Here is a 16497-nt window from a genome sequence, read left to right as displayed (position 1 = left end):
CCTGGAGTCCACCCGATGGTGTTCCGCAAACTCATGGCCGCGTTCGGCGCCGGTGTCGAGGTCGACACGGTTCTGCACAACTCCAACGTCCGTCCCGGTGAGCTCCTCCGCGGTGAGGTGAACTTCCGTGGCGGTTCCGCCGACCACAAGGTCGACGGCATCTTCATCGACTTCACCGCCGTCGTCGAGGTCGAGAGCGGCGACAACGAGTACCAGTCGAACTACAGCTTCCTCCGCCAGCAGATCACCGGCCCGTTCCAGCTCGCCGCCGGGCAGTCCAACACCGCGCGTTTCGAGATCGCGGTGCCGTGGGAGACGCCGATCAGCGCCATCGGCGGCCACCCCCTGCACGGGATGCGGCTGGGCGTGGCCACCGAGCTCGCCCTGGCCGGCGCGCTGGACAAGGGCGACCTCGACCCGCTGTTCGTCAACCCGCTCCCCGCCCAGGACCACCTGCTGCGCGCGCTGGACAACGCGGGCTTCCGGTTCAAGAAGGCCGACCTGGAGCGCGGCACGCTGCGCGGCTCGACCATGCCGTTCTTCCAGGAGATCGAGTACTACGCGGGCCACGACTGGCGCCGCCACTTCAACGAGCTGGAGCTCACCTTCATCGCCGGCCCGCAGTCGATGGACGTCATCCTGGAGGCCGACACCCGCGGCGGCTTCCTCAACTCCAGCCACGACACCTACAACCGCTTCACCGTCCGCTACGACGGCAACCCGGCCACGGCCGAGCAGGCCCTGCACGCCGGTCTCCAGTCCATGGCCCGCCACCGCGGCTGGTTCTGACCTCCCCGCCCCGTACGGCTCCCGCCGCCCGGCGCCGGCCGTACGGGGCCCTCAGGCGGTCAGCAGCAGCGCGGCGACCGCCGAGCCCACGGCGGCGACCGCCAGGCCGGCGCCGGTCAGCACGACCTTCGCCACCGGCACCCGCACCCGCCCGCGGCGGCACCACTCGAACCACAGCAGCGTGGCCAACGAGGCCCACGGCGTGACCAGCGGCCCGGCGTTGGCGCCGATGAGCAGGGCCAGCGTCTGGTCGCCGTGGTGCAAGGGGACGGCCTGCCGCGCGGCGGCGTAGGCGGGCAGGTTGTTGACCAGGTTGGCCAGCCCCGCGCCGGTGAACGCGGTGCGGTAGGCGCCGCCGCCGCCGATCAGCGTGTTCATCAGGTCGGTCAGGCCGAGGCGGCCCAGGGTGGGGACGACCAGGAAGAGCCCGGTGACGAAGACCAGGAGCCGCCACGGGACCAGGCTCCACACGAGCCGCCGCGGCGCGCGCACCGCGAAGAGCGCGAGCACGAGGACGGCGGCCGCCGCCGCCGCGACGCCCACGGCTACCCCGGCGAAGATCGCGGCGACGAAGGCCAGGCAGGCGCCCCCCGCCCCGGCGCACAGCACCGGGTCCGCGACCGGGACCGGCGCGGGCGGCTCGTAGCGCTCGGCCCCGCGCGCGCCGCGCCGCCAGAAGAACGCCCACAGGAACGCCAGCGTCACCGCGATCGAGGCGGCCTGCGGCGCCCACATGCGTCCGGCGAACTCCACCGTCGTCAGGTTCAGGCTGCTCATCGCGAGCAGGTTCGTCAGGTTGGAGACCGGCAGCAGGAGGCTCGCGGTGTTGGCGAGCCACAGGGTGACCATCGCCAGCGGCAGCGCCGCGATGCCGGCCCTGGCCGCCAGCGCGAGCATGACCGGGGTCAGCAGGATCGCCGTGGTGTCGAGGTTGAGGAAGATCGTGACCAGCGAGGCGAAGGCCGTGCACAGGAAGAACAGCGCGGGATAGCTGCCCTTGCCGGCGATCGCCAGCCGGGTGGCCACGACGTCGAAGACCTGCGCCTCCCTGGTCAGCTCCGAGAGGACGACGACGCCGGCGAGGAAGAGCAGCAGCGGCCCGATCTCCGCCATCGCCGCGGCCGCCTCGCCCAGCGGCAGCAGGCCGGTGGCGACGCAGAGCGCTCCGGTGGCGAGCAGCGCGAGCCGGAGGAGGTCGGGTCCGCCGATGCGCGGCACGCGGCCCATGATCCCACACGCCCGCCGGGCGGCTCGCTAGAGGGCCGCCTGCCGCAGGTGGTGCCAGACCTCGTCCACCCGTGCGTCCAGTTCCTCCAGCGGGCCCTCGTTGGGGATGATGAGGTCGGCGACGGCCAGCCGCTCGTCCCTGGACGCCTGCGCGGCGATCCGGGCCTTCGCGTCGGCCTCGGCCATGCCGCGGGCGTGCACCAGCCGGTCCAGGCGGATCTCGTCGGCGGCGTCCACCACGATCACCACGTCGTACATGGGGGCGAGGTTGTTCTCGGCGAGGAGCGGCACGTCGTAGACCACGATCGCGTCGCCGGGGGCGGCGGCCTGGAGGCCGGCGACCCTGGTGCCGACCAGGGGGTGCACGATCGCGTTGAGCGAGGCGAGCTTCTCCTTGTCGGGGAAGACGATCGAGCCCAGCTTCTCCCGGTCGAGGGCGCCGTCCGCGCGCAGCACACCCTCGCCGAAGACCTCGACGATCCGCGCCAGGCCCTCGGTGCCCGGCTCGACGACCTCCCTGGCGATCTTGTCGGCGTCGATCACCACCGCTCCGCGGGCGGACAGCCGCCTGGCCACCTCGCTCTTGCCCGACCCGATGCCACCGGTCAGGCCCACCTTGAGCATCAAGAACGCTCCTTCCGCAGGTGCACGAGGGTGAGGTGGTCGTGGACCCGCTCGCGGCCGGTCTCACGGTAGCCGTGCCGCCGGTAGAGCCGCAGGTTGCCCTCGGACAGGTGACCGGTGGACGACGCGAAGGCCGTGGCGTCCGGCACCTGCTCGTGCAGGGCGGCGAGCAGCGCGCCGCCGACCCCCCGCCCCTGGCTGTCGGGCGCCACCACCAGGCGGCCCACCAGGCAGGTGGCGTCGGCCATCTGACCGCGCACCGCCCCGATCAGCCGGCCCTCCTCGCACGCCTTGAGCACCGTGCCGGACTCGATGATCTTCCGGATCCGCTCGGCGGTCTCCACCAGCGGGGAGATGAACGGGTCGCCGTAGAGCTGGGCCTCCGTCACGTAGGCCGCCCGCTGCACGGTGAGGATCTCTCCGGCGTCTTCGGGGGCGGCCCGCTCGATCCGCGTCACGGCGCCCACCTTACTCGCTGCCGCGCCCGGCCCGGCTCGGCCCGCCTGGGCGTGAACGCGGACGAGGGCCCCGCCGGAGCGGGGCCCTCGTTGTTACGCGTCGGCTAGAAGCGGGTCAGCTCTGACCGCCGGCCAGCTTCTCGCGGAGCGCGGCCAGCGCCTCGTCGGAGGCGAGGGCGCCGCCGCCCGAAGCGTTGGACGAGCTGGAGCCACCGGCCGCCGGGGCGGTCTCACCCGAGTAGGTCTGCGGGATCTCGCCGGCCTCGGCCTCGGCCTTGCGGGCCTCTTCGACCTGCTTCTTGTGCGCCTCGAAGCGGGTCTGGGCCTCGGCGTACTGCCGCTCCCACTCCTCACGCTGCTTCTCGAAGCCTTCGAGCCACTCGCCGGTCTCCGAGTCGAAGCCCTCGGGGTAGATGTAGTTGCCCTGGTCGTCGTAGGTCGCCGCCATGCCGTACAGCGTGGGGTCGAACTCGACGTCGGCGCCGATCGCGCCCTCGTTGGCCTGCTTGAGGGACAGCGAGATGCGACGGCGGTCGAGGTCGATGTCGATGATCTTGACGAAGATCTCGTCGCCGACCTGGACGACCTGCTCCGGGATCTCCACGTGGCGCTCGGCCAGCTCGGAGATGTGGACCAGGCCCTCGATGCCCTCCTCGACCCGGACGAACGCACCGAACGGCACCAGCTTGGTGACCCGGCCGGGAACGACCTGGCCGATCTGGTGGGTACGGGCGAACTGCTGCCAGGGGTCCTCCTGCGTCGCCTTGAGCGACAGGGAGACCCGCTCGCGCTCCATGTCGACGTCGAGGACCTCGACGGTGACCTCCTGGCCGACCTCGACCACTTCGGAGGGGTGGTCGATGTGCTTCCAGGAAAGCTCGGAGACGTGCACCAGACCGTCGACACCGCCGAGGTCCACGAAGGCGCCGAAGTTGACGATCGAGGACACGACGCCCTTGCGGACCTGGCCCTTCTGCAGGGTGTTGAGGAACGTCTGGCGAACCTCGGACTGCGTCTGCTCCAGCCAGGCGCGGCGGGACAGGACCACGTTGTTGCGGTTCTTGTCCAGCTCGATGATCTTGGCTTCGAGCTCGCGGCCGACGTAGGGCTGCAGGTCGCGGACGCGGCGCATCTCGACCAGGGACGCCGGCAGGAAGCCGCGCAGGCCGATGTCGAGGATGAGGCCGCCCTTGACGACCTCGATGACCGTGCCGGTGACGATGCCGTCCTCGTCCTTGATCTTCTCGATCGTGCCCCAGGCGCGCTCGTACTGCGCGCGCTTCTTGGACAGGATCAGGCGGCCTTCCTTGTCCTCCTTCTGGAGAACCAGGGCCTCGACGTGCTCGCCGACCTCGACGACCTCGGCCGGGTCGACATCGTGCTTGATCGAGAGCTCACGCGAGGGGATGACCCCCTCGGTCTTGTAACCGATGTCGAGCAAGACCTCGTCTCGATCGACCTTGACGACGGTGCCTTCGACGATGTCGCCGTCGTTGAAGTACTTGATGGTCTCGTCGATCGCGGCGAGGAAGGCCTCTTCGGAACCGATGTCGTTGACCGCTACCTGCGGGGTGTTCGAGGTGGCCTCGGTGCTGCTCGTCATGTGTGGAATTGCTCCGAACGCGGACAGATGTCGATGTGGCTGACGCGCGGCAGGCCCTCATCCAAGCCGAGGAATCGTCGTCGACAAGTCGAGCGCGAGCCCGCTCCGTCTGAGGCGCGCGCGAGCCCACAGCGCAGCGATCAGCATATGAGACCTGACGAGCCTGGTCAATCCGGAGGCATGCCCGAATGGAGGATCCTCACTCCTGTGCGGGCGTCTGCGGCCACTGACCTGGCAGATCCGCTTGGTGGTGATATTACCGCGATTTTCTCCATGCTGGAGATCATCATCGCCACCCCGAACGCCGGCCCCCGCTCCCGATCATCATCGCCCCGCGTCGGCTCCCCCGCCCCGGAAGGACGCCGGGACCGGCCCGTAAGCCCGTGACCGGCGAGCGGAACGCCAGGAGGATCATACTCCCGCCACCCCGGACTTTCACCTTCCCCAACCCCACAAAAAGGATATGCAGCCCTAAATCCCCATTAAGGGAAAATTTCCGGATAAGTGCGTCGAAGTCGCCCTCTCGGTGGGTAGAGACCGGGGCCGCCACCGCCACGCCGAAGCGAGCCCGGAGCATCCGGCGAACACGCGCCCCACGCACCCGGGCGAGCCCCGACGCACACACGCGGCCACGAGCCCGGGGCGAGCGCAGACGGACACGCGCGGCCACGAGTCCAGGGCGAGCGAAGGCGGACACGGGCGCGCCTGCCGCCACCGACCGGCGTGGCGAACCCGTCGCCGGAACTGCTCAGTGCCCGGCGTCCTCCCAGGTGCGGCCCACGCCCACGGAGACCTCCAGCGGGACGCGCAGCCGGTAGGCGGCGGCCATCTTGCCGACGACCAGCTCGCGGAGCGCCGCCAGCTCGCCCGGCGCGACCTCGAACACCAGCTCGTCGTGCACCTGCAGGAGCATGCGGGAACGCAGGCCCTGCGCCTCCAGCTCGCGCCGCACGTTGAGCATCGCGACCTTGATGATGTCGGCGGCCGAACCCTGGATCGGCGCGTTGAGCGCCATCCGCTCGGCCATCTCGCGGCGCTGCCGGTTGTCGCTGGTGAGGTCGGGCAGGTAGCGGCGGCGGCCCATGATGGTCTCGGTGTAGCCGTCGGTGCGCGCCTGGGCCACGATCGCCTGCAGGAAGTCGCGGACGCCGCCGAACTCCTCGAAGTATTCGTCCTTCAGGGCGCGGGCCTCGGCGACCGGGATGTTGAGCTGGCCGGACAGCCCGAAGTCGGACAGGCCGTAGGCGAGGCCGTAGTTCATCGCCTTGATCCGCGCGCGCAGCTCGCCGTCGACCTGCTCCGGCGGCAGGTCGAACACCCGCGCGGCGGTGGCCTGGTGGAAGTCGTGCCCGGACTCGAAGGACGCGATCAGCGACTCGTCGCCGGACAGGTGGGCCATGATGCGCAGCTCGATCTGGCTGTAGTCGGCGGTGAACAGGGTCTCGTAGCCCTCCCCCACGACGAAGCCCTGGCGGATGCGGCGGCCCTCGGCGGTGCGGATCGGGATGTTCTGCAGGTTGGGCTTCTCGGAGCTGAGCCGGCCGGTCGCCGCGATGATCTGGTTGAAGGTGGTGTGGATGCGGCCGTCGTCGCCGATCTCCTTGATCAGTCCTTCGACCGTGGTGCGCAGCTTGGTCTGGTCGCGGTGGCGCAGCAGGATGGTGGGCAACTCGTGCTCGGTCTGCCCGGCCAGCCAGAGCAGGGCGTCGGCGTCGGTGGTGTAGCCCGTCTTGATCTTCTTGGTCTTGGGCAGGGCGAGCTTGCCGAACAGGATCTCCTGGAGCTGCTTGGGCGAGCCGAGGTTGAACTGCTCGCCGACCGCGCGGTGCGCCTCCTCCACCGCCTGCTTCACGGCCGCGCCGAACTCCGCCTCCAGCGCGGCGAAGTGGGCGCGGTCGGCGGCGATGCCGTCGCGCTCCATCTCGGCGAGCACGGTCACCAGCGGCAGCTCGACGTCGGTCATCAGGTGGGTGCCGCCGCGGTCGGACAGGAACGTCTCCAGGCCGTCGGCGAGCTCCCTGACGGCCTCCGCGCGCAGGGCGAGGTCGCGGGCCTCGGCCTCGTCGTCGTCGCCGAAGAGCGTGCCCTGACCGCCGGGCTCGGCCTCGGTGCGCAGCTCGCGCCTGAGGTAGCGGATGGCGAGGTCGTCGAGCTTGAAGTCGCGCTGGCCCGGGGTGGCGAGGTAGGCCGCGAGGGCGGTGTCGCAGGTCACCCCGCGCAGCTCCATGCCGTGGGCCCACAGGGCGAGCATCGGCCCCTTGGCTCCGTGCACCGCCTTGGGCCGGCCGGGGTCGCCCAGCCAGGCGCGCAGCGCGGCCTCGTCGTCCTCGGTGAGCGTGGTGGGGTCGAGATGGGCGGCGGCGCCGCCGGGCGCGGCGACGGCGAGGGCGTCGACCCGCCCCGTGCCGCTGCCGTAGACGCAGCGCATGGCGAGGCCGGCGCGCCCCTCCCGCATGCCGCCCAGCCACCCGGCCACCTCGCCGGGGCCGAGCGTGGCCAGCTCGATCTCGAAGGCGTCCTCGGCCTCGGGCTCGACCGCGCCGAAGGTCTTGAACAGCCGCTCGCGCAGCTCGCCGCGGATCTGCAGCGAGTCGAGGAGTTTGTGGATGCCGTCGCGGTCGAACTCGCCGAGGCGCAGCTCCTCGACCTCGGCGTCGACCGGGACGTCGCGCCGCAGCTCGGTGAGCCTGCGGTTCATCATGACCTGGCCGAGGTGCTCGCGCAGCTTCTCGCCGACCTTGCCCTTGACCTCGTCGACCCGGTTGACCAGCTCCTCCAGCGAGCCGAACTCGCGGATCCACTTGGCCGCGGTCTTCTCGCCCACGCCCGGGATGTTCTTGAGGTTGTCGCTGCTGTCGCCGCGGATGGCCGCGAAGTCGGGATACTGCGCGGGCGTCAGCTCGTACTTCTCGACGACCGCCTCGGGGGTGAAGCGGGTCATGTCGCTGATGCCGCGGCGGGTCATCAGCACCGTCACCCGGTCGTTGACGAGCTGGAGCGCGTCGCGGTCGCCGGTGACGATCAGCACGCTCATGTCCTGCTCCGACGCGCGCGTGGCGAGCGTGGCGATCAGGTCGTCGGCCTCGAAGCCGGCCAGGGACAGCCGGGGCACCCTGAGCGTGTCGAGCACCTCGAAGATCAGGCTGACCTGGCCGCGGAAGTCCTCAGGGGTCTCGCTCCTGTTGGCTTTGTACTCGGCGTATTCCTCGTGCCGGAAGGTCGGCTCGGACCGGTCGAAGCACACCACGACATGGCTTGGCCGCTCGTCGCGCAGCACGTTGACCAGCATCGAGGTGAAGCCGTAGACCGCCTCGGTGTGCTGGCCGTCGGTGGTGACGAGGTTGGCCTTCTCCAGCGCGTAGAACGCCCGGTAGGCCAGGGAGTGCCCGTCGAGCAGGAGGAGACACGGACGAGTGGTGGCTTCGGTCTTCGGCACATTGGCAGCCTAGCCGCCTCCTCTGACAGAAAACGTGAGGTCGACCGAGAGGAGGCCGCCGCTTGACGCCCGCGGGGAACCGCCGCACCCCTCTTCCCTCCGGTCGCAGGGCGGCTCACCTGTTTCTTTGCCAACGTCGGCCCCCGGTCGCTACCGTTGTGGCTCAGCGGAGCCCGGGGGATGACCGAGTAGACAACGTGCTGGGCCGGGGAAGCCCAGCACGGCACCAAAGGTCGCCCCCGGGCTCGACTCCTCCGGGACCGTCCGTCCCGTCGAGCCATCTCTTCCGCATGTGCCGGCCGTGAGCGCCCGGACACCGGTCGCGTTCACGGCTTTCCGCATTCCCACCCCCTTCGGAAGGGGGGTAATCAGCCAAACAGTAAGACATCCCTGTCAAGAATTCACTTCGTGAGTAAACCCGCTCTGACCAGGCCCCTTTTTTCTCACGTCAGTGAAACACCCTGGTCACCGATTGGTGACGGACGACCCGGAACCGGTCATCTCGGAGCTAAGCTCCGCCCAGCGTTGCAGGCCGATTTTGCGATGCGCGAGTCGAGTTTGGGGGGGCACCACACCCCCCGCCATGACCTCATAAGGGAGCACCATTGCGCAGAGCCGTGATCGCGTTCACGGCCTTCCTGGGCGGACTCATCTTCCTGCTCGCCTCCGGCCCCGCCATGGCGTGGGCGGAGGGTGAGGGCCTGAAGGGGACTATCCAGAACCAGGGCCAGCCAGTGAACGGCGTGAAAATCAGCGTCGCCGACGAAGGCGGCGCCGCCGTCGGAGACGCCACCACGGACGCGAGGGGCGCCTGGGAGATCCCCGTCCCCAAGGCGGGCACATACAAGGTCACCATTGACCAGGCGACACTCCCGCAGGGCACATCGCTGAGGAACAAGGACCGGGCCACCCTCACCGTCCAGGTCTTCGAAGGCCAGAACCGCAGTGTGCTCTTCCCCCTCGCCGCGAGCGGCGGCCAGGGCGGCACCGGCGCCGCGCCGGACACACCGAGCGCGACCCAGGAGTTCTTCACCCGGTTCGCCCAGCTCGCCTTCGACGGCCTCAGCCTGGGCCTCACCATCGCCCTGGGCGCAGTCGGGCTCTCGCTGATCTTCGGCACCACGGGCCTGACCAACTTCGCGCACGGCGAGCTGCTGACCATCGGCGCCTTCGTCGCCTACATCTTCAACACCACCCTCGGGCTGCACCTGCTGATCGCCGCGCCGTTGGCGGTGGTCGTCTGCGCAGCGCTCGGCTACGGCCAGGATCGGTTCTTCTGGGGCGTGCTGCGCAAACGCAAGACCGGTCTCGTCTCCATGATGATCATCTCGATCGGTCTGGCGCTGTTCCTGCGCAACCTGCTGCTGTTCATCTTCGGCGGCGAGGGCGTGCCGTACGCGCAGTACGTCGCGCAGAGCGGCATCCAGATCGGCCCGATCTTCACCACCCCGAAGAACCTCGTCGCGATGGGCATCCAGATCGTGGTGCTGGTCGCGGTGGGCCTGGCGCTGATCTACACCCGCCTGGGCAAGGCGACCCGCGCCGTCGCGGACAACCCGGCGCTGGCGGAGTCCTCCGGGATCAACGTCGACCGCGTCGTGCGGCTCGTGTGGGCCGTCGGCACCGCCGTCGCCGCGCTGGCCGGCATCCTTCTGGGCACCACGCAGAACCTCAGTTACCAGATGGGCCTGCAGATCCTGCTGCTCATGTTCGCCGGAGTCACCCTGGGCGGCCTCGGCACCGCGTTCGGCGCCCTGGTGGGCTCGCTGATCGTCGGCCTGTTCGTCCAGGTGTCCACGCTGTGGATCCCGCCGGAGATGAAGACGGTCGGCGCGCTGGTCGTTCTGATCCTCGTTCTCCTGGTCAGACCGCAGGGCATTCTCGGCCGGCGCGAGCGGATCGGTTAGGCGGAGGCACACCATGGACTGGACTCTCATCTTCAGCCGGGCCATCGAATCCGGCATCGGCAGCGAGGCGGTCATCTACGCCCTGGCGGCGATCGGCCTCAACGTCCACTTCGGCTACACCGGCCTGCTGAACTTCGGCCAGGCGGCCTTCCTCGCGGTGGGCGGCTACTCCATCGCGGTGACCGTGGCCACCTTCGGCCTGCCGTTCTTCCTGGGTGTCGCCATCGGCATCGCGCTGGCCGTGGTGCTGGCGCTGTTGCTGGGCATCCCCACTCTGCGGCTGCGCGCCGACTATCTGGCCATCGTCACGATCGCCGCCGCGGAGATCGTCCGGCTGGTGGTGCGCGCCGTGGCCCTGGAGGGCACCTTCGGCGGCACCGACGGCCTCCAGGGGTTCTCCGACTCGTTCTACGCGATGAACCCCTACCCCGACGGGCAGTACAACGTCGGCAGCATCATCGGCTTCGACCACCGCACCATGTGGGTGCTCACGGTCGGCTGGATCCTCGTCGCGCTGTCCTGCTTCGTGATCTACCTGCTCATGAAGAGCCCGTGGGGACGCGTGCTGAAGGCCATCCGCGAGGACGAGGACGCCGTGCGCAGCCTCGGCAAGAACGTCTTCTCCTACAAGATGCAGTCGCTCGTGCTCGGCGGCGTCATCGGCGCCCTGGCCGGCTTCATCTTCGCGCTGAGCCGCTCGGCCGTGCAGCCCGACCTGTACAGCACCGACCTGACGTTCTACGCCTACACCGTGCTCATCCTGGGCGGCGCGGCCCGCATCCTCGGGCCGGTCGTCGGCGCGGCGATCTTCTGGGCGCTGCTGATCCTGATCAGCACCTTCCTGGAGGAGGCGGTCAACGCCGGCGTCATCAACGTGATCACCGTGACGCAGGTCGGCCCCATCAGGCTCATGCTCGTCGGATTCGGGCTCATGCTCCTGCTCATATTCCGACCACAGGGCATCTTCGGCGACAAGAGGGAGATCGCACTCGATGCACGCTGACGAAGCCGTACAACCGCAGGCCATCGGCCCGCGCAAGGCGCAGGCCACGGCGGTGTTCGCCGAGCTGGCCTCCGAGCCGGGCGTGCCCAAGCCCGACCCGATCCTCGTCGTGAACAACGTGGTGCGGCGCTTCGGCGGCCTCACCGCCGTGAACGTCGAGCACGTCGAGATCCAGCGCGGCTCCATCACCGCGCTCATCGGCCCCAACGGCGCGGGCAAGACGACCTTCTTCAACCAGCTCACCGGGTTCGACACCGCCGACGCCGGCGAGTGGACCTTCAACGGCAGGCCGATGAAGGGCGTCTCCGCGCACAAGGTCGCCCGGCAGGGCATGGTGCGCACCTTCCAGCTCACCAAGGCGCTGTCCAAGCTGACCGTGCTGGAGAACATGCGCCTGGGCGCCCAGGGCCAGCGCGGCGAGAACTTCCTGCGCGCCCTGGTGGCCGGCCTGTGGCGGGGCCAGGAGAAGGAGATCACCGAGCGCGCCGAGGACCTGCTGCGGCGTTTCAAGCTCGACGCCAAGAGCGCGGACTTCGCGGGCAGCCTGTCGGGCGGCCAGCGCAAGCTGCTGGAGATGGCCCGGGCGCTGATGGTCGAGCCGGAGCTGGTCATGCTCGACGAGCCGATGGCCGGCGTGAACCCGGCCCTGACGCAGTCGCTGCTCGGCCACGTGAAGGACCTGCGCGAGCAGGGCATGACGGTGCTCTTCGTCGAGCACGACATGGACATGGTCCGCGACATCAGCGACTGGGTCATCGTGATGGCGCAGGGCTCGGTCATCGCGGAGGGCCCGCCGGACTCGATCATGTCCGATCCGCGGGTCGTGGACGCCTATCTCGGCGCCCACCACGACGCCCCCCTGTCGGCGGAGGAAGAGGAGCAGCAGCTCGCCGAGGCCGAGGCCGCGCTGGAGGCCGAGGCGCAGGGCGTGGCGGACCCCGCCGACGCCGCGCGCCCGGCGCCCGCGTCGGTCGCGGAGGGCACGAGCAGGAAGGAGCCCGGCGATGACTGAGGCCGCGGGCGCGCCCACCACGCGGGCGGAGGAGACCGGGGAGGCGGCGACGTCGGAGGCCGCCGTCATCGACCGGAGCGAGCACCTGGCGGGCGCGGAGAACGCCGTGCTCCGCTGTGACGAGCTCTTCGCCGGTTACATCCCCGGGGTGAACATCCTCAACGGCGCCGACCTCTACGTCGGCGAGGGTGAGCTGATCGGGATCATCGGCCCGAACGGCGCGGGCAAGTCCACCCTGCTCAAGACGATCTTCGGGCTGGTGAACGTGCGCAGCGGCACGGTGACCCTCAACGGGGAGAGCATCACCAACCTCAAGGCGCACGCGCTGGTGGAGCGGGGCGTGGGCTTCGTCCCGCAGACGAACAACGTCTTCCCCAGCCTCACCATCGAGGAGAACCTCGAAATGGGCGCCTTCCAGGCACCCAAGAAGTTCAGGGAGCGCTTCGAGTTCGTGGCCGAGCTGTTCCCCGCCCTCAAGGAGCGTCGCAAGCAGCGCGCGGGCTCCCTGTCCGGCGGTGAGCGGCAGATGGTCGCGATGGCCAGGGCGCTGATGACCGAGCCGTCGGTGCTGCTCCTGGACGAGCCGTCGGCGGGCCTGTCGCCCAAGCTGCAGGACCAGGTGTTCATCCGGGCCCAGCAGATCAACAAGGCCGGCGTCACGGTGATCATGGTGGAGCAGAACGCCCGCCGCTGCCTGCAGATCTGCGACCGCGGCTACGTCCTCGACCAGGGCCGCAACGCCTACACGGCGAGCGGCCGCGACCTGAGCAACGACCCGAAGGTGATCGAGCTCTACCTGGGCACGCTGGCGCGCGCCTGATCGTCCTTCACCCGACCCGTGTACGGCCCGTCCGGGCCGTACACGGGTTTTCCGTTTCCCGGCCCCTACAGGCCGAAGGCCGTGCACGGGCCTTTCCGCTTCCCGGTCCCTCAGGCCGAGGCAAGCCCGCGTCCGCCGGTGGGGGCGCGGACGGACCAGGAGACGCTCCGCCGTGCCGCCACGGGGCTCTCACCGGCGGCCACGGCGCACGAGGAGCGGTCCGGCTGCCGCGGGGGTACCCGGGGGGCGGCGCGGGCCGTACGACGCGTCTGGGACCGCTCCGGACGACGGGAAAGGGCCCCGGTCGGTGACCGGGGCCCTTTCCTTGTGCCGTCGGGAGAACTTCGCCCGCTGAGCCGGGTAGGTCAGCTGTCGACCTTGCCGGACAGGAAGTTGACGTTCTTGTGCACGTTGTCGTCGCCGTACTCGTAGATGCCGATGGTGGCCTCGGACGGGTCACCGGCGTCGCTGAACTGGACCGGACCGCTCACGCCGTCGTAGTCGATGTCCTTGCCGGCCTTGAGCAGGTCGCTGCAGGCCTTGAAGTCACTGCACTTCTCGCCGTCCTTGCTCACCTCGACGAGCTTGGACGCGATCGCCGTGCCGGAGTCGTCCTTGGCGGCCTCGGCGGCCAGGGCGGTCAGCATGGCGGCGTCGTAGGACTCGGGACCGTAGTTGAAGTCCTTGAGGTCCGGGTTGGTCTTGAGCAGCTTGGCCCGGAAGTCCTCGGTCACGGCCGCGCCGGGCTGGGTGCCCTTGACGCCCTTCAGCGTGCCCTTGGGGAAGTCCTCGGAGTAGTCGGCCAGGTTGCCGTCGACGAAGTAGATCTTGACCTTGTCGGGGCCGATGCCCTGCTTGATGAGCTCGGGGATGAGCTTCTTGGTCTCGTCGAAGGAGATCAGGGCGATCGCCTTGGGGTTGGCGGCCTTGATCTTGGCGACGTCGGCGGAGAAGTCGGCGGCGGCCGGGTCGTAGGCGACCGTGGCGGCCACCGTGGCGCCGCCGCCCTCGACGGACGCCTGGACCTCCTTGGCGAGGCCGGTGCCGTAGGAGTCCTGGCGGTTGAGGATCGCGACGGTGTCGCTGCCGTCGGAGACGATCAGGTCACCGAGCACCCGGCCCTGGAGCACGTCGGAGGGGGCCGTACGGAAGTAGAGGCCCTTGTCGTTGTAGGTGGTGAAGTCGGGCGAGGTGTTCGCCGGCGAGAAGTGCACCACACCCGCGTTCACGATCTTGTCGATGACCGTGAACGACACACCGGAGGAGGCCGCGCCGATGATGACGTCGGCCTTCTGCTGCAGCAACTTGTCCACCGACTGCGAGGCGATGTCCGTCTTGGTGTCGCCGGAGTCAGTGTGGATCTTGGTGACCGGCTTGCCCAGAACACCGCCCGCCGCGTTGATCTCCTCCACGGCCAGGTCAACGCCCGCGAACTCGGGCGGGCCGAGGTAGGCGAGGTCACCGGTCTGCGGCAGCAGGGTGCCAATGGTCAGCGTGCCATCGCCCGGCGCAGGAGCGGCGGAGGAGGCCGGGGCCGAGGAAGCCGGCGCGGAACTGTCGGCCGGAGCGGCAGTGTCGTCGCCACCGCCACAGGCCGTCAGGGCGAGGCTCGCTGCTGCCGCGACGGCCAGCGCGCGCCCGAGGGGGGCAATGCGGATCATGAAGTATCTCCTTCATCCAGGCCGGGATATGTCAGCACCGCCGACCCGTCCCGATCGAATGACGGAAACGTATAAAACTCCACGGGTCACTAGCCAGGCGTAGGCATGAACTGTGGACACTTGGATGCGGAGTCGTAATCAGTCCTCAACTTAGTGAACTCCGGAGAGTTGCGCTGGTATGACGCATCGCGACAAGTGCCGCAACGTAGCGGCCGTCTCGTATGCCGGGCGGGCGATCTCGGATGGCGGAACCGGAGGGACGCGGCCCGGCGCCCGGCCGCGAGGGGTGGCATGGCGTGATATTACGAGCGGTTTTCCCCGGCGCGAGGTTTTGCAATCCTCTTTCCCGGCCTAAAGTGCCGAACGTGACCGGCTCCGCCACACCCGCGTCCCGTGCCCGCCGAAGCGTGACGCGGGCGGCGTCCGCCGCCCTCACGCTCGCCTGCGCCGCGCCCGGCCTCGCCGCCTGCTCCGGCGGCGCCGCGCCCGCCGCGGTCTCCGAGGCCCCGCCGCCGGGCCTGTCCGCCACCCTGCAGCAGGCGCGCATCGACGAGGCCAAGCACGTCCTGTCCGTCGCCGTGCGCAACGACGGCCCGCCGGTGTGGATCGAGCGCCTGCAACTCGTCGCCCCGCCGCTGGAGGTCCTGCCCCCGGCCACCGTGGCCACCGAGGTCGGCACCACCCCGCGGGTGGACCTGCGCCTCACGTACGGCTCCGCGCGCTGCACGGGCGCCACCATCCCCGAGCCCGGCCCCGCCCACGCGCTCGCCTGGATCCGGGAGGGCACCGGCACCAGGCGGATCCGGCTGCCGCTCCCCCACCCCGACCCGCTGCTGACCAGCCTGGTCCGGCTCGACTGCGCCGCGGCGGTCGTGGGCCGGTCGGCGGACATCCGGTTCGGCACGCGGTGGACCCGCGAGCGGCACGGCGACCGGGAAACGCTGACCGGCACCGTGGTCGTGCGGCGGAAGGCGCCCGGCGTCATCACGCTGCAGGACCTGCGGGGCAGCGTGATCTTCCAGTTGACGGCGCCGCGGGCGGAGGGCACCCCGATCGCGGTGCTCGAACCCGGGCGGGACAGTCTGGAGGTGCCGGTGCGGTTCGTCGCGACGGGCTGCGACCCGCACGCCCTGGCCGAGAGTAAGAAGACCTACGTCTTCCCCTACTGGGCGGGCGCCGGCACGCTGAAGCCGCAGTTCCTCACCTTCGGCGTCTCCCCAGAGCTGCGCACCGCCCTGGACCGCCTGATCGCGGACGGCTGTGACACGGGCTCCGGCTGAGCCCCGCCCTCGTCTCAGCCCTGCGGCTGCGGCGGCTCGGCGGAGGTCTCGTTGACGACGATCTGGGCGACCTGGCGCATGCTCAGCCTGCGGTCCATCGACGCCTTCTGGATCCACCGGAACGCCTGCGGCTCGCTCCACCCGTGCTGGGCCATCAGCAGGCCCTTGGCCCGCTCGACGAGCTTGCGGGTCTCCAGCCGGTCCGACAGCGTGCTGACCTCGCGCTCCAGGGCCGCGATCTCCTCGTGCCTGCTCACCGCCATCTCGATCGCGGGCACCAGGTCCGACTTGGTGAACGGCTTCACCAGATAGGCCATCGCCCCGGCGTCACGGGCCCGCTCCACGAGATCCCGCTGCGAGAACGCGGTGAGGATCAGGCACGGCGCCACCCGCTCGGAGACGATCCGCTCGGCGGCGGAGATGCCGTCCAGGATCGGCATCTTCACGTCCAGGATCACCAGGTCCGGCCGCAGTTCCAAGGCGAGCTTGACCGCCGTCTCCCCGTCACCGGCCTCCCCGACGACGGCATACCCGTCCTCTTCGAGCATCTCCTTGAGATCGAGACGAATCAGCGCCTCGTCTTCCGCGATCACCACTCGCCGCTGCGTACTCACGAGCAAGAGGGTACTCAAGTCCGCTAGATTAGAACCACGCCTGGGTCGCCTGGTCGTGGATCT

At 69.9% G+C, this 16497-nt stretch carries 13 protein-coding genes; 6 read left to right on the top strand and 7 right to left on the bottom strand.

What is annotated here, in order from left to right:
- The first annotated feature begins 15 nt into the window (after nucleotides 1–15).
- Nucleotides 16–789: a sporulation protein gene (locus QSK26_RS36375; RefSeq protein WP_285779883.1), complete on the top strand. Its 774-nt coding sequence runs from the start codon at nucleotides 16–18 to the stop codon at nucleotides 787–789.
- 51 nt (nucleotides 790–840) lie between these two features.
- On the opposite strand, the gene QSK26_RS36370 is transcribed toward QSK26_RS36375, so the two are convergent.
- The 5 genes from QSK26_RS36370 to polA all read right to left on the bottom strand — a co-directional run bounded on the left by QSK26_RS36370 (nucleotide 841) and on the right by polA (nucleotide 8137).
- Nucleotides 841–2016, bottom strand: a complete 1176-nt coding sequence (locus tag QSK26_RS36370; RefSeq protein ID WP_285779882.1) for an ArsB/NhaD family transporter — start codon at nucleotides 2014–2016, stop codon at nucleotides 841–843.
- A 27-nt stretch (nucleotides 2017–2043) separates the two neighbouring features.
- Nucleotides 2044–2640 carry a dephospho-CoA kinase gene (gene coaE, locus QSK26_RS36365; protein WP_285779881.1) on the bottom strand — a complete coding sequence of 199 codons (597 nt, stop codon included), beginning with the start codon at nucleotides 2638–2640 and terminating at the stop codon, nucleotides 2044–2046.
- Nucleotides 2640–3098, bottom strand: coding sequence for a GNAT family N-acetyltransferase (locus QSK26_RS36360; RefSeq protein WP_285779880.1), 459 nt, complete (start codon nucleotides 3096–3098; stop codon nucleotides 2640–2642). Before QSK26_RS36360 ends, coaE begins: the two co-directional genes overlap by 1 nt.
- Nucleotides 3099–3213: 115 nt before the next feature.
- Nucleotides 3214–4701 carry a 30S ribosomal protein S1 gene (gene rpsA / locus QSK26_RS36355; RefSeq protein WP_285779879.1) on the bottom strand — a complete coding sequence of 496 codons (1488 nt, stop codon included), beginning with the start codon at nucleotides 4699–4701 and terminating at the stop codon, nucleotides 3214–3216.
- 748 nt (nucleotides 4702–5449) lie between these two features.
- Nucleotides 5450–8137, bottom strand: a complete 2688-nt coding sequence (gene polA / locus QSK26_RS36350; protein WP_285779878.1) for a DNA polymerase I — start codon at nucleotides 8135–8137, stop codon at nucleotides 5450–5452.
- A gap of 605 nt (nucleotides 8138–8742) precedes the next feature.
- Here polA and QSK26_RS36345 point away from each other — a divergent pair.
- From QSK26_RS36345 to QSK26_RS36330, 4 genes are read left to right on the top strand one after another with little or no spacing between them, the layout of a single operon-like run.
- Complete coding sequence (locus QSK26_RS36345) at nucleotides 8743–10044, top strand: branched-chain amino acid ABC transporter permease (protein ID WP_285779877.1); 1302 nt, start codon at nucleotides 8743–8745, stop codon at nucleotides 10042–10044.
- Between the two features lie 13 nt (nucleotides 10045–10057).
- Complete coding sequence (locus QSK26_RS36340; protein ID WP_285779876.1) at nucleotides 10058–11047, top strand: branched-chain amino acid ABC transporter permease; 990 nt, start codon at nucleotides 10058–10060, stop codon at nucleotides 11045–11047.
- Nucleotides 11037–12059, top strand: a complete 1023-nt coding sequence (locus QSK26_RS36335; protein ID WP_285779875.1) for an ABC transporter ATP-binding protein — start codon at nucleotides 11037–11039, stop codon at nucleotides 12057–12059. Before QSK26_RS36340 ends, QSK26_RS36335 begins: the two co-directional genes overlap by 11 nt.
- Entirely contained in the window at nucleotides 12052–12879 is an 828-nt protein-coding gene (locus QSK26_RS36330; protein WP_285779874.1) for an ABC transporter ATP-binding protein, read from the top strand. The genes QSK26_RS36335 and QSK26_RS36330 overlap by 8 nt, the downstream gene beginning before the upstream one ends.
- A 365-nt stretch (nucleotides 12880–13244) precedes the next feature.
- Here the strand turns inward: QSK26_RS36330 and QSK26_RS36325 are convergent, their stop codons facing one another.
- Nucleotides 13245–14540 (bottom strand): ABC transporter substrate-binding protein, encoded by a 1296-nt coding sequence (locus QSK26_RS36325; protein WP_285779873.1) that lies wholly within the window; start codon nucleotides 14538–14540, stop codon nucleotides 13245–13247.
- 365 nt (nucleotides 14541–14905) lie between these two features.
- On the opposite strand from QSK26_RS36325, the gene QSK26_RS36320 reads away from it, so the two are divergent.
- The gene (locus QSK26_RS36320) at nucleotides 14906–15820 is read left to right on the top strand and encodes a hypothetical protein (protein ID WP_285779872.1); all 915 of its coding nucleotides are present in this window, start codon (nucleotides 14906–14908) and stop codon (nucleotides 15818–15820) included.
- A gap of 14 nt (nucleotides 15821–15834) precedes the next feature.
- Here the strand turns inward: QSK26_RS36320 and QSK26_RS36315 are convergent, their stop codons facing one another.
- Nucleotides 15835–16434: an ANTAR domain-containing response regulator gene (locus QSK26_RS36315; protein ID WP_285779871.1), complete on the bottom strand. Its 600-nt coding sequence runs from the start codon at nucleotides 16432–16434 to the stop codon at nucleotides 15835–15837.
- Between the last annotated feature and the right edge of the window lie 63 nt (nucleotides 16435–16497).

It is taken from the genome of Microtetraspora sp. NBRC 13810 (assembly GCF_030268685.1).
Lineage (GTDB): Bacteria > Actinomycetota > Actinomycetes > Streptosporangiales > Streptosporangiaceae > BSRQ01.
Note: the sequence above shows the minus strand (reverse complement) of the source record. Positions and strands in the feature narration are given on the sequence as shown.